Here is an 11872-nt window from a genome sequence, read left to right as displayed (position 1 = left end):
AACCTTCTAACGATTTGTTCTATAAGCATTTTTCTGGCTTACCCCATAGCAACTCAAAACACAAATTCGAGCATGCGCGTTATATTAATTGTCCACAGCACGTTATTCTGGATGTGTTATTGGTTAGTTATTGATCTTAATACATTTTCGTTGACGCTTCTATGACAAATCGAGAAACTGAACCACACTCAGATCATGAAAACAGGCAAACAACTTGTGAAGGCAAAAATAAACTGTATTTTTATACAGTTTGTATAAAAATATCCACAAGGAGAGTGTGATGTCTTCCAGCCCTTTTATTAATCATCTTCGTAGCGATATGCGTATACGTAGCTACAGCATGAAAACGGATAAAGCCTACTTATACCGGATTCGTTATTTCATTCGCTTTCATCATTCGACAGGCGCACCGTATCAGTGCAAAACCAAAAGTTAACACTTCAATTCCATTTTTGGCGGGATTTTGAGAAAAAAACACTGAAAGCCCCAGTGCATCAAGCACTGAGGCGATTTGAGGAGAATTGGAGCTGAAAAGTTAACGGTCTAATTTAATGGAAACTGGAGAAAGTTAATGGTGCAATTAAATAGTTAACAGTTTAATTTATTGAACCCACAATTACACAAACTGCCCCGCTGCAAAGCCCGATGACCATGCAAATTGGAAGTTGTATCCCCCTAGCCAGCCGGTCACGTCGAGCACCTCTCCTATTAGATATAACCCTTTTACATTGTTGCATTCAAAGGTTTTGGAGCTGACTTCGTTGGTGTCGACGCCACCCAGTGTCACTTCGGCGGTACGGTAGCCTTCGGTGCCGTTGGGTTGCACATCAAAGTGCGTTAAGTATTCGATCACTTGCGCCAATTGCTCATTGGATAACTCGGCCATGGGTTTGGTCATCCAAGGGACGTCTTGTTTCATAACTTCAACAAAGCGTTTTGGTAATAAGCTGTTGAGCTCGGTTTCTAGCGCACGTTTCGGTTTGTCTTGGCGCAGTGCTTTAAAGTGGGCATCGGGATCCATGTCTGGCAAGAGGTTTAATTGTAATTCATCACCCGGCTGCCAGAAATTACTGATCTGCAATATGGCGGGGCCACTGATGCCACGATGGGTAAATAACATCGGCTCTTTGAAGGTCACGCCATTCGCTGTGGCTTCAATGTCGAGACTTATACCAGAGAGTGTGGATAACTTTTCTTTCATGGTCGGCTGGATCGTGATCGGTACGAGACTGGCACGGCGCGGTAAAACCTTGAGGTCAAATTGTTCAGCGATTTGATAACCGAAACCACTTGCACCAAGTGTTGGAATGGATAAACCACCGGTAGCCACAACCAGTGATTCACACTGAATTTGCCCCCCACTCGTGGCCAATTCAAAGCCGTTTTCTAGCTGATCAATTGTGTTGATTTTAGTGTCTAGGCGGATTTCTGAGCCAGACCATTCGCACTCGGTTAGCAATATGTTGAGCAAATCTTTCGCAGAATGCTCACAAAAGTATTGTCCGGGTGCTTTTTCGACGTATTCGAGCCCATGTCTGTCTACTAATTCAACAAAGTCATAGGAGGTGTATCGCTTTAATGCAGAGATACAAAAGTGCGGATTCTCAGATAAAAAGTGTTTTGGGGCGGCGTCTAAGTTGGTGAAATTGCAACGACCACCCCCTGACATGAGGATTTTTTTACCGGCTTTATTGGCATGATCTAACACCAAAACTTTACGGCCACGGTAACCTGCTTGCGCTGCGCAGAACAAACCTGATGCTCCGGCTCCGATGATGACAACGTCGAAATGTTCCATTATTACCCCTATTTGTGTGGACGGGCATTATACATAAGCGACAAAAATTATGCCTGCACTGTGCAACGTAGCTAAGCAAAAGGCGTTCCAGTTTATTTCCACAGAAACCGTGAAAAACACTGTGGGAATTCCATTTTTTTCTTTAAAAATCAACGGTATTTTTTAAAGCAAGCGTTTTTTAGTATTTTCTTTGGGTGCTTCGCTCTGCATCAACAACCACGCAGGATCAAGAATTCGTCAAGAAAAACCTTGCGCCCTTTAACTGATTTTATATACAGTACTGTATATCGATACAGTATAGGTGAATCTATGAACGCTTTAGTCCACTATTTACGCGGTAAAACCTTTTGTTTTGCAATCGCAGCCATCATTGTTGGCCTTTATGCGCCGACCAAAGATCTGCTAGCGTTTGCAAGCAACTCTGTTGCAAAAGCCAACATTGAACTTACGACCATCTCTTTTGGTGCTGGCAGCCCTTGGAAAAACCAAGATGCTAACGCGGGGTTTATGAAAGCCAGCCAATCTTTGACCATGCCTCAGCAAATTTTCACAAAATTCACGTTGAAAAACCCCAGCAGAGAATCGGTAACCTACCGAAAAATTTGGTTGTATTTTGAACATGAAAGTGGCAATCGAGAGTACACTACTGATTACACATTATATGACCCGGCAACGCGCCAGCGTTTAATTGGCCATTCTGTTGAATTGGGGCCTCACAGTGAGATCGAAGTACTGGCTTCTTATCGCTTCATTCCAAGTTATCAACAAAGCTCACCGCAAAGTGTGTCGATCTCTTGGGAAACAGGTAATCACTTTCGCGATGCCAGTTGTCAATACCCGTTATCCACAGAATCACTGAGTCAATTCGGTGTAACCTGTGAGTAACACGCTGTAATGCTTCATCTGTATAGCGCTGCTGAAATTTGACTCTTTTTTGCATTTAATGCGTTAGATCATAATTATTTCCAGAAAGAGACGAAAGCACCGTTGATAATCATTTTCATTTCTAATAAGCTGATGCAACATTATTTTGCATATGGAGCAGTAATTAATGAAAAAAGTATTGACCCCGATTGCCGCACTTGTTGCCGCAGGTCTGCTAACTGCATGCGGTACTCAGTCTGTTAAATCTGATGACACGGTGCTGACAGCAAGCTCTGTTGTCGATCACTATGCTGACATTGCGGAAGCGGCTTACGGTGATTCTTTCACAACAGCACAAACACTTCAGTCTTCTATTGATACGTTTCTAGAAGAGCCAACGGAAGCAAACTTGCAAGCTGCAAAAGACGCATGGATTGCTGCGCGCGTTCCTTACCAGCAAACCGAAGTGTACCGTTTTGGTAATGCGGTCGTGGACGACTGGGAAGGCAAAGTAAATGCTTGGCCATTGGACGAAGGTTTAATTGATTACGTCTCTGAGTCTTCATATGGTTCAGAATCAGATCTTAACCCGCTTTATACTGCTAACGTCGTCGCTAATTCTTCATTAGTCATCGGTGGCAAAACCGTCGATGCGAGAACCATCACACCTGAATTGATTTCAGACTATTTACAGGAAGCGGATGGCATTGAAGCAAACGTCGCAAGTGGCTACCACGCGATTGAGTTTCTTCTATGGGGCCAAGATCTCTATGGCACGAAACCAGGTGCGGGTGAACGCCCGGCTTCAGATTACGACCTAGACAACTGTAGTAATGGTAACTGTGATCGTCGCCGTCAATACTTGGCCGCCGTGACAGCGTTATTGGTTTCCGACCTAGAATACATGGCCGATGCTTGGAAAGATGGTGGCGAAGCACGTACTGCACTAGAAGAGCAATCTCCTGAAGAAGGTCTAAGCACCATTCTAACCGGTATGGGCAGTTTGGCGTACGGCGAACTTGGTGGAGAGCGCACTAAGCTTGGCTTGATGCTGCATGACCCTGAAGAAGAGCACGATTGTTTCTCTGATAATACCCATTGGTCGCACTACTACGATGCCAAAGGCATTAAGAACGTTTATTTAGGTGAATACCAACGTGTCGATGGTAGCTGGGTTAAAGGCCCATCACTGTCCGCTCTGGTTGCTGAACAAGATCCAGCACTGGATGTTGAAATGAAGGCAGACCTTAATGTTACTGAAACGGCTGGCCAAGCCATGGTAGACGCGGCTAAGCAAGGTCAAACGTTTGACGTGTTAATTGCGATGAACAATAGAGCAGGTAATGCGCTTGTTCAGAACTTTGTTGACTCGCTTGTGGATCAAACACGCACCACTGAAGAAGTGATTCGTGCGTTGAACCTTGAAGGCATCGCACTTGAAGGTTCTGACAGCTTAGATAACCCAAGCTCTGTATTCTAAAGAATACTTGTTGAGGTTTTTATAGGGGTGACTCAGTCACCCCTTTTGCCGTTTGAGCGTTACGATTATGACTCGATGCTATAGTTTGTTAATTCCATTGTTCGCGTGCTTTTACAGTGCTTCAGCACTGGCTGATAGCAAAGCGTATCAACAGCCGTTCCCCAATCTTAGCGCCACTGACAAGCAAGCCTTTTACTTAGGGCAAAGCATGTTTGAGCGCCTTTGGGTCCCCGCGCCCTCTTCTACTACCGCCAGCGATGGCTTAGGGCCACTCTTTAACGCACGCTCTTGCCACAGTTGCCATGTTAACAGTGGCCGTGGTCATGCACCGACAACCGACCAATTAGGCAGTGACGTTCCTTCTTTTTTTATTCGCTTAGGAAAGTCTGATCAAGCTACGACGGATCGCGTGATTGGCGATTATATGTATGGCCGTCAGTTCCACCCTCTCAGCGCAACGAATGTTAAAACCGAAGGCGATTATCGAATCGATTGGCAAGAATCCATTGAGACATTTGACGACGGCTATCAAGTGACGTTGCGCAAGCCCTCGCTTGAATGGCTTTCGTTGAATTACGGTGATTTTCAAGAATCAACTGGCTTCTCTATGCGTGTTTCGCCGCCTCTGGTTGGTATGGGGCTACTGAATTTAGTGCCAGACTCGCTCATTCTTGAGCATGCTGACCCTGACGATCACGATCAGAATGGCATCAGCGGCAAACCTAATTGGATCGAACGCAATGGCGAAAAGCTACTTGGACGCTTTGGTCATAAAGCAAGTGTTCCCTCTTTGAAAGAGCAAAACCAGTCCGCGTTTAATGGTGATCTTGGCTTGTCGACAGAACTGTTTCCCTTTCCTAGCGGTGACTGTACGGTTGCACAAACTGACTGCATGCAAGCGCCAAACGGAAACAGTCAACATCTTGATGACTTAGAAGTCAGTAAAGAGCAAATGGCGGTTTTGGATACTTATGTCGCACTCAGTATGCCACCAGCCATGCGTAATTTAGATCAAGCGTGGTTTAAAGATGCCAAGCAACTATTTGATCGATTAGAATGCGGTAGCTGCCATACCCCAAAACTCACAACAGGTTCCTCAGAATTTACCGCCTTGAGTCATAGAGACTTTTATCCGTTTACTGATATGCTTTTGCACGATTTAGGCCCTGAGCTCACCAATGGCTTTCCTGTATTGAACGCTTCGACACAAGAATGGCGTACTGCTCCGCTTTGGGGGATAGGCTTATCTGAGTCTGTTTCGGGTCGCAATGGCTTTCTTCACGATGGTCGTGCACGCACTATCGAAGAAGCTATTCTTTGGCACGGTGGCGAAGCCGAAGCCAGTAAGAATGCTTATAAATCCCTTAACGCTAAACAACGTGCTTTATTTGTTAGATTTTTGGAGTCACTCTGATGCTATTTATAAAAAAAGCCTTTGCCGCTTCCCTTACGATGCTGGCAGGCACCTCAGTATTTGCTGATCAATGGGACACCACCCTAGAGCAAATTCAATCTCAGTATATTGTGCCGAAATACCAACAGTTCAGCACCAGCGCCAATCAATTAGCCGATGCGACTCATGCATTGTGCGCCGCGCCGTCCAAAGCGTCATTATCAGCAGCTCAAATGGCTTTCAGCCAAAACATTAATGATTGGCAACAAGTTCAGTGGCTAAACTTTGGTCCTGTCACGTATTTCATGCGTTATTACGCGTATGAGTACTGGCCTGATAAAAAAGGCGTCACTCAGCGCCAATTACGCAATCTAAGCTCTGATCCGAGTATGATGACGGCGCCCAAATTTTGGACATCAGCCAGTATTGCTGTTCGCGGTATGACGGCGATTGAGTCACTACTTTTTCATGGGGACTTCAACACCATTCAGCGCAAAAGTGATTGTGAAGTATTAGAAGCTATTAGTCGTCATCATGCTAAAACAACGGAAGATGTACTAAGCCAATGGCAGCAAAGTAAGGCAACAGATTGGATCTTTCCAGAAGAAGGCGCCAGCGTGACGCCTGAGCATTTAGTACTAGAACAGTTGGTTCAACAATGGCTTGAACACATGTCTGTGGTAAAAGACGCGAAGCTTGAAACCCCGATTGGCTACAAAGACCGTCCAAATTTAAAGCTCGCTGAATTTTACCGCAGCGAAGCGTCGTTAGCCGCAATCATCACCAATTTGAAAGCCTATCGTACGTTGTATCACGTTGGTCAACCCTCTCTTTACGACACAGCCATTGCGGAGCAACCTGAGCTTGCCAAAGCACTAGAAGCCGCCTTAGCCGACAGTTTGAAATTAGCGTTGCAACTACCACAAGATTACTTCACGGGCGACTATTCGCAAGATGAGCGTGTGGCGTTGGCGAAACCTTTGGTTCGTGCTATCTCAAACAGCCAAACCCAGCTGACCAATTTGGTCACCGCATTAGGATTCCAAATTGGCTTCAATAGCCGTGATGGAGATTAACCAATCATGCTCTCTCGTCGTGCGTTTTTAACATCATCATTAGCGGCATTGTCGATCCCAACATGGGCATCGGCTTTGCCAATAGAGGCGAACGGAGAGCTGTTTATTTCAGCTTTCTCAAAAAGTAAAACCGCTCATTATATTGGTGCGTTTGGCAGTAATGGCCAATTACGTTGGTCTATGCCTTTAGCGGAGCGAGCCCATGCGCCAGTCGTTCATCCGACTCACTCGGTAGTCGGAGCGGTTGCACGCCGCCCAGGCTTTTATATCGATTTCTTTAATCCATTATCGGGCGAAGCAATCAAACGCATAACCCCCCTTAGCGACCATCATTTTTATGGCCATGCGGTCTTCAGCAATGATGGTTTGCAATTAATCACGCAAGAAAATCATTACCCCACGGGACAAGGAAAAATTGTCATTCGTCGTTGGCCCGATGGTGAGGTTCTAAATGAATACAGCAGTGGCGGAATTGGGCCTCACGAGTCGGTATTGATGGACGATGACATACTGGTCATCGCCAATGGAGGTTTACGAACGCACCCTGACAATGATCGCGAAATCATGAACTTAGACACAATGGCTCCGAATGTCACCTATTTGTCATTAAAGGACGGTACGCTTAAAAACCAAGCGAGGCATACGAATACTTTACACAAATTGAGCATACGTCACTTAGATGTCAACGCATCAGGTGTGGTAGCATTAGGTTTTCAATATCAAGGTGAACTGTGGGAAGATGTGCCATTAGTGGCGCTGTCCAGCTTGCACTCTAACCAATTAGACTACCTTGATATGCCAGAGCATGTTAGAGCTCGCTTTAAACAGTATTGCGGCAGCGTTTGCTTTGATAAAAGTGGTGAAACGTTAGCCATCAGCACTCCCCGCGGTGGTTTAGTTGCCTACTGGGATGTCCCTAGCAAAACTTTCTTAGGTGTTGATAATTGCCGCGATGTCTGTGGTTTAGTCGCAACAACCCGGAAACATGAGTTTGTTTTGACCAGTGGCACAGGAAAACAGTTGATTTCCCAACCACGTCAGTATCAAACTACCCAAATAAATCAACTCGCCGAGGTCCATTGGGATAACCATTTGAGGCGTATTGATCTAGATATATAATTTTTTGTGAATTGCATCGCACTCAGGATGGTCAGAGGCAGTTTTTTTCTGTAATGTTGTTTGGTTGGTTTGCACATTTTGTGCATCAAAGCAGCCTTGAACCTGATTGTAGTGACTTGATGTTTTTAGACGTATTAAAACAATTTTTTGTCATGGGTGATGCGGAGCACGAATCTGGAAGCTCTGAGAATTTTCGCATTAGCACTTTACGTATATTACTGGTAGCCTGCTTACTCGTTGTATCGTCTTTTACTATCCACAGTCTCCTGCGCCTCGATGGCTCAGATGACGAGTTTTCGCTCGCATCACTGGGCGTGATCTATATTGCATTGACCTCTTTGTTGCTTTTTACCTCTCGGCGTTATCACCACTTTTCAGCGATGGCGCTAATAGGTTTATTGGGCATTACTGGTATTAGTTTTATTGCTCTATCGGCCTCGCCAATTGGTATCGAGTTTGGCGTCATTACGCTGTACTTCGTGCCGCTTGTTGTTCGATTGTTCTATAGTTTTAAAGCCTCGTTGCTATTCAGCTTTGCGAACTGCCTTACGTTTGCTGTAGATATGTATATCAATAATGGTCAAGTACGCACCTTTGTCGAAAGTGATGGCGTCAGCATGCTGTACTTGCAGACGATGATCTTCACCTTGCTTAACTTTGCATTGCCTCTAGCTGTCTCTCGCGTCATTTTGACCTTGCAAACTACTATTTTTCGCTTAAAAGAGTTGGCCAACAGCCTGAATCACCACTCAGATTTGTATGAAGAGATCTTTGAGCATACAGGTACACCGACTCTGTTATGTGATAAACGTGGTATCGTTTTAAAACTCAATCAGAAAGCATTAGACCTTTTCCCTGGTGTGTTGGCTGCTTCCATCGAAGGCACTAAAATCAATGACTGGATCGCATCAACATCGGACTCATCGAACCGCTTCTTTTGGCAAAAAAACGTATCGGAATGTGTTCTTAAAGCCAATACAAAAAGCTTTCTAGAAGTACAGCGCTCAAGCTTAACGACCCATGGGCACTATGTTTTACATCTACAAGATGTGACCCACCTACGTGCGCTAACAGAAGAACTGGAAACCACCCAACAGACCAACTCTCGATTGGCGCATTTTGACTCTTTGACACGATTACCAAACCACCAGAATTTCTGTAATCAAGTCAACCACCGCATCCGTAATGTGTCTGACTATTACACTGGAGCGATGTTTATTATACGTATCAGCCAATTTAAATTGCTGAATAAACAGTACGGCCGCGAACAAGCCAACAAAGTGATTTTGAACTTTTCTCGTACCTTGCAAGCCCGTCTATCAGATAAAACAATTTCTGGACGCTTACGTGGGGTTAAGTTCGCTTGTTTTATGCCCGTTGGTCAGACGTATTTAATTCAGCGCAATTTACGTACGTTAATCAAATCGGTGCTACCGGATCAAATTCGCATTGGCGATGACATTCTCAACATCGATTATCAGATAGGTGTCTCTTACTATCAAAATGAAGGGGAAACCTCAGAAGAATTACTAGAACGCTGTGAAATGGCGCTAGAGTATTCTACGTCCGCTGAGCGCATTGCTTTCTTTGATCAGCAACTTGAAGCGAAACTCATTCAAGAACACAAGCTGGGCCTGGCTTTAGCCGACGCGGTTAAAAACAAGAAAATTGAAATGTGGCTACAGCCTCAAGTTATCTCTTCTGGTGAAATTCGCTCTTTTGAAGCGCTGGCACGCTGGCGTTTAGATGATGGTTCTTTCATATCCCCGATTATATTTATTAAATTAGCCGAAGAGTTAGGCCTGCTACCAAAATTAGCTGAAAACTTGTTGCGTCAGTTAATCTCCGTACTTGAGGCTTGGCACGAAGAAAGCATCAAGACACCCATTGCATTTAACCTAGCGGGTCAAGAGCTCATGAACGACGTGTTCTTTGCACTGTTGATGTCGCTAACGTCTGAGCGCCCTTGGTTAAGCGATATGCTCGAGTTGGAGATCACAGAAACCAGCCCTGTTATGACGCACCCATTGATCCACAAGCGATTGCGCGCCCTGTCTCAATACGGCTTCTCAATTGCAATTGATGATTTCGGTACGGGGCAAGCTTCGTTAGGTCAGCTAATAGACATACCTGCCAACATCCTCAAAATTGATCGTCGCTTTGTCTCTCCACTCCCCGACGATAGACGTCATTTGGACATCGTCAAATCCACGATTCAATTGGCTAAATCGCTTAATATGAGCGTGATTGCGGAAGGCATTGAGACGCGAGAACAAGCAAATCTTTTAATGGGTCTGGGTTGCGATACGTTACAGGGCTACTACTTTGGCAAGCCTTCCCCTATTTCTGATTGGACGAAGAACAACCATGAAAAAGCGAAGCAGCTACGTATGGTGTATTAGCTCTTGAATAGGGTGCCCTCTACTTTCACATATAAAAAAGCTGGCCTTGGGTAAACCTAGTCCAGCTTTTTTATATGATAGGAAGTGTAAACTAGAACAGTAATTTATCAAACACAGCGCAATCCGTATACGTGTACTCTGTGTTAGCCCTTAAGCGAGCCGCCTTATCGATTAACTTCTGAGACGCTTCTTTTTGACGTGGCGAAATGTGTTCCGATGCCACATTCTTACGTAAGGTATCTAAATACTTTTCAAGTCGAGGCGTGCAGTCATCTACCACCTGAGCCGAAGCAATGCTGGCGGTCGAAACTAGAAATCCAGCAAAAGCCATTTTAACAAATTGTGAAACAAGTGGTTTCGCCATAACTACCTCAGCCAAAATTATAAACCTCTCTATTAAATCATAATGACCGCCCTTAGAGAATGGAACAAAATGACAGAGGGAGCTGAGTCGCGTGCTAAAATATAACCCCTAATAGAAACGATCACAGAGTCGAGACAGTATGTATTCCATAGAAACCCACTCATCCCTTCCCAACGTCGCGTTCTACCAAGCACTGAATGAACAACTTAATGCTTTATTAAGCGGTGAACGCGACTTGATTTGCAATGCGGCACAGTTCTCTGCCTTTATTATGCAGACCTTACCTGACTTAAATTGGGCGGGATTTTACTTTGTTCGTAATAACGAGCTGCTATTAGGACCTTATGTAGGCAAAGTCGCTTGCACTCGAATCCCTTTTAGTCGAGGTGTGTGCGGCGCGGCCGCTCGAACACAATCCACACAACGAGTGGATGATGTGCACGCCATTGCGGACCATATTGCCTGTGATGCGGCATCAAACGCGGAATTGGTTGTTCCTATTCTAGTGGAAGGCAATATTAAAGCCGTATTTGATATCGACAGCCCAAAGACTCATCGCTTTAGCGAAGAAGACCAACAAGGCATTGAGCAGCTGGTCGATACGTTTATACAATCCTGCGACTGGTCATGGCAGCTTTAGAAAGATAAATACAGCAAAAAGCCACCCTGAAGGTGGCTTTTATAATGTTAAAGCACTTAGTTTAACGCTTCTTCAGCGCTCTAATTACAAACGGCCCAACCAAAGCAAACAGCGTTGCGATCGCGAGTGTAATGGTGATAGGCCCATTGAATAGAATACCCCAGTCTCCACCACTTATAGAAAGCGCTCGACGTAGGTTTTCTTCCAATACTTCCCCTAATACTAAGCCGAGGATAACCGGTGCCAATGAGTACATTGACGTATAAGCCAACCCACTAGGTAAATGAGCAGTTCAAAATGAATAATCTGCGACAATAAACTGTATAAATCGACAAATTAACCGGTGAATGTTAAAGCGGTCCAGACAGACACGATTAACCATAGTGCGTGCTTTAAGAGTCTTCTGTAAACATATGCTTGTTTGGCTCGTCGATTGGCTTTTTCGGTCTCTTATCGACATGCAGCTACCTATAGGTTTTTCTCTAGCACACGGCAATTTAGGACGGCGACTAACTTCATATCCAAGCTATACTCTGTTTCATACCCTTCAGTTTGGAAATCGATGAGATACGCTAAAAGCTTGTTAATGTCGGTTTTTTACAATACTCGCTTACTTATTTCTTCTAATGTATTTTTGTACAAATATTGAACGTACAATAAGAAACCTAACACCAAAAAAACCAAATTTATCAAATTATGATAATTTATTGTATTTTTCCTATTTTTTTACTATTTT

11 protein-coding genes are annotated in these 11872 nt (G+C 44.5%); 8 read left to right on the top strand and 3 right to left on the bottom strand.

The features are described from left to right. The first annotated feature begins 280 nt into the window (after positions 1-280). Positions 281-436, top strand: a complete 156-nt coding sequence (locus tag ACPUEK_RS11045) for a phage integrase N-terminal SAM-like domain-containing protein (RefSeq protein ID WP_156489096.1) — start codon at positions 281-283, stop codon at positions 434-436. Between the two features lie 180 nt (positions 437-616). Here the strand turns inward: ACPUEK_RS11045 and ACPUEK_RS11040 are convergent, their stop codons facing one another. Continuing rightward, positions 617-1798 carry an NAD(P)/FAD-dependent oxidoreductase gene (locus ACPUEK_RS11040; protein WP_425640779.1) on the bottom strand — a complete coding sequence of 394 codons (1182 nt, stop codon included), beginning with the start codon at positions 1796-1798 and terminating at the stop codon, positions 617-619. A 309-nt stretch (positions 1799-2107) separates the two neighbouring features. Here ACPUEK_RS11040 and ACPUEK_RS11035 point away from each other — a divergent pair, with 309 nt between their 5' ends. The 6 genes from ACPUEK_RS11035 to ACPUEK_RS11010 all read left to right on the top strand — a co-directional run bounded on the left by ACPUEK_RS11035 (position 2108) and on the right by ACPUEK_RS11010 (position 10132). Beyond that, entirely contained in the window at positions 2108-2683 is a 576-nt protein-coding gene (locus tag ACPUEK_RS11035) for a hypothetical protein (RefSeq protein ID WP_067037294.1), read from the top strand. Between the two features lie 166 nt (positions 2684-2849). Beyond that, entirely contained in the window at positions 2850-4142 is a 1293-nt protein-coding gene (locus ACPUEK_RS11030; protein WP_417505708.1) for an imelysin family protein, read from the top strand. A gap of 67 nt (positions 4143-4209) precedes the next feature. Then, positions 4210-5556 carry a di-heme oxidoredictase family protein gene (locus ACPUEK_RS11025; protein ID WP_425640778.1) on the top strand — a complete coding sequence of 449 codons (1347 nt, stop codon included), beginning with the start codon at positions 4210-4212 and terminating at the stop codon, positions 5554-5556. Further along, entirely contained in the window at positions 5556-6611 is a 1056-nt protein-coding gene (locus ACPUEK_RS11020) for an imelysin family protein (RefSeq protein ID WP_425640777.1), read from the top strand. The genes ACPUEK_RS11025 and ACPUEK_RS11020 overlap by 1 nt, the downstream gene beginning before the upstream one ends. Positions 6612-6617: 6 nt before the next feature. Next, entirely contained in the window at positions 6618-7730 is a 1113-nt protein-coding gene (locus ACPUEK_RS11015; RefSeq protein WP_425640776.1) for a DUF1513 domain-containing protein, read from the top strand. Positions 7731-7849: 119 nt separating this feature from the next. Continuing rightward, positions 7850-10132: an EAL domain-containing protein gene (locus ACPUEK_RS11010; RefSeq protein ID WP_425640775.1), complete on the top strand. Its 2283-nt coding sequence runs from the start codon at positions 7850-7852 to the stop codon at positions 10130-10132. Between the two features lie 91 nt (positions 10133-10223). Here the strand turns inward: ACPUEK_RS11010 and ACPUEK_RS11005 are convergent, their stop codons facing one another. Next, entirely contained in the window at positions 10224-10496 is a 273-nt protein-coding gene (locus ACPUEK_RS11005; RefSeq protein WP_082866261.1) for a hypothetical protein, read from the bottom strand. A gap of 139 nt (positions 10497-10635) precedes the next feature. Here ACPUEK_RS11005 and ACPUEK_RS11000 point away from each other — a divergent pair, with 139 nt between their 5' ends. Then, on the top strand, positions 10636-11136 hold the full coding sequence (locus ACPUEK_RS11000; protein ID WP_425640774.1) for a GAF domain-containing protein: 501 nt from the start codon (positions 10636-10638) through the stop codon (positions 11134-11136). A gap of 61 nt (positions 11137-11197) precedes the next feature. Here the strand turns inward: ACPUEK_RS11000 and ACPUEK_RS10995 are convergent, their stop codons facing one another. Continuing rightward, positions 11198-11392 (bottom strand): hypothetical protein, encoded by a 195-nt coding sequence (locus ACPUEK_RS10995; RefSeq protein ID WP_425640773.1) that lies wholly within the window; start codon positions 11390-11392, stop codon positions 11198-11200. Positions 11393-11872: the final 480 nt, after the last annotated feature.

This window comes from Marinomonas gallaica (assembly GCF_049821165.1).
In the GTDB taxonomy this organism is placed as follows: Bacteria; Pseudomonadota; Gammaproteobacteria; order Pseudomonadales; family Marinomonadaceae; genus Marinomonas; species Marinomonas gallaica.
Note: the sequence above shows the minus strand (reverse complement) of the source record. Positions and strands in the feature narration are given on the sequence as shown.

Coding starts and splice junctions, on each gene's coding strand:
- ACPUEK_RS11045 (WP_156489096.1), top strand. CDS start 281: ATGTCTTCCAGCCCTTTTATTAATCATCTTCGTAGCGATATGCGTATA.
- ACPUEK_RS11040 (WP_425640779.1), bottom strand. CDS start 1,798: ATGGAACATTTCGACGTTGTCATCATCGGAGCCGGAGCATCAGGTTTG.
- ACPUEK_RS11035 (WP_067037294.1), top strand. CDS start 2,108: ATGAACGCTTTAGTCCACTATTTACGCGGTAAAACCTTTTGTTTTGCA.
- ACPUEK_RS11030 (WP_417505708.1), top strand. CDS start 2,850: ATGAAAAAAGTATTGACCCCGATTGCCGCACTTGTTGCCGCAGGTCTG.
- ACPUEK_RS11025 (WP_425640778.1), top strand. CDS start 4,210: ATGACTCGATGCTATAGTTTGTTAATTCCATTGTTCGCGTGCTTTTAC.
- ACPUEK_RS11020 (WP_425640777.1), top strand. CDS start 5,556: ATGCTATTTATAAAAAAAGCCTTTGCCGCTTCCCTTACGATGCTGGCA.
- ACPUEK_RS11015 (WP_425640776.1), top strand. CDS start 6,618: ATGCTCTCTCGTCGTGCGTTTTTAACATCATCATTAGCGGCATTGTCG.
- ACPUEK_RS11010 (WP_425640775.1), top strand. CDS start 7,850: ATGTTTTTAGACGTATTAAAACAATTTTTTGTCATGGGTGATGCGGAG.
- ACPUEK_RS11005 (WP_082866261.1), bottom strand. CDS start 10,496: ATGGCGAAACCACTTGTTTCACAATTTGTTAAAATGGCTTTTGCTGGA.
- ACPUEK_RS11000 (WP_425640774.1), top strand. CDS start 10,636: ATGTATTCCATAGAAACCCACTCATCCCTTCCCAACGTCGCGTTCTAC.
- ACPUEK_RS10995 (WP_425640773.1), bottom strand. CDS start 11,392: ATGTACTCATTGGCACCGGTTATCCTCGGCTTAGTATTAGGGGAAGTA.